Here is a 1278-nt window from a genome sequence, read left to right as displayed (position 1 = left end):
CCCCTCGACCCCGCACCCCTTGACCGGCCGACCCGGGGCCGCCTGCGCCGCGTGGTACGCAGCGCCCTCGCGGACGTCACGCCGCTGCGCACCAGCCCGCACTACCGCAGAGTGTGGTTCGGCCAGACGGTGTCCTCCGTCGGCCAGCAGATGACCGCCGTCGCGGTCTCGGTGCAGGTCTACGCGCTCACCGGCTCCAGTTTCGCCACCGGCCTGGTGGGACTGTTCTCGCTGGTCCCGCTGGTCGTCTTCGGTCTGTACGGCGGCGCCATCGCCGACACCGTCGACCGCCGCAAACTCGGCCTGGCGGGCTCCGCCGGCCTCGCCCTGGTCTCCGCCGTACTCGCCGCCCAGGCCGCCCTCGGCATCGAACAGGTCGCGGTCCTGTACGCAGCGGTGGCCCTCCAGGCCGTCTGCTTCGCGGTGAGCTCCCCGGCCAGAAGCTCGATGCTGCCCCGGCTGGTCCCCACCGAGCAGCTGCCGGCAGCCAACGCCCTGGCCACCGTCTCCATGAACCTGGGCCTCACCATCGGCCCCATGCTCGGTGGTCTGCTCATCGGCATCTGGAGCTACCAGGCGGCCTACCTGGTCGACGCCGTCGCCTTCAGCGCCACCATCTACGCGATGTGGCGACTGCCCGCCATGCGTCCCGAGGGCGAACGCAAGGGCCGTGCCTCCGTCCTCGACGGCCTGCGCTTCCTGCGCGACCGCCCCAACCTCCGCACCAGCTTCCTCGCCGACCTCGCTGCAATGATCTTCGGCATGCCGCGCGCCCTCTTCCCCGCCATCGCCGTGGGGTTCTACGGCGGTGACGCCCGCACCGTCGGACTGCTGGTCTCCGCCCCGGCCGTCGGCGCCCTCGCGGGGGCCCTCTTCTCCGGCTGGGTCGGCCGGGTCAACCGCCACGGCTTCGCCGTGATCAGCGCCGTCGCCGCCTGGGGCCTCGCCATCGCCGGCTTCGGCCTGGTCCGCAACCTCTGGCTGGGCCTGCTGCTGCTCGCCGCCGCGGGCTGCGCGGACACCGTCAGCATGATCTTCCGCAACACGATCATGCAGACCGCCGCCCCCGACGACATGCGCGGCCGCCTCCAGGGGATCTTCATCGTCGTGGTCGCCGGCGGCCCCCGCCTGGGCGATTTCGAGTCCGGCACCGTCGCCTCCCTCACCAGCCCGGCCGTCTCCGTGGTCAGCGGAGGCCTGGCCTGCGTGGCCGCCATCCTCCTGCTCACGGCCCGCCGTCCCTCCTTCGCCCGCTACGACGCCCGCCACCCCACCCCC

At 73.1% G+C, this 1278-nt stretch carries 1 protein-coding gene; it reads left to right on the top strand.

Features of this window, described 5'->3' with window-relative positions:
• Positions 1–51: 51 nt before the first annotated feature.
• Positions 52–1278 (top strand): MFS transporter (locus AOK09_RS35000; RefSeq protein WP_322973239.1); only part of this gene is annotated, 1227 nt, incomplete at its 3' end.

It is taken from the genome of Peterkaempfera griseoplana, assembly GCF_001418575.1.
In the GTDB taxonomy this organism is placed as follows: domain Bacteria; phylum Actinomycetota; class Actinomycetes; order Streptomycetales; family Streptomycetaceae; genus Peterkaempfera; species Peterkaempfera griseoplana.
Note: the sequence above shows the minus strand (reverse complement) of the source record. Positions and strands in the feature narration are given on the sequence as shown.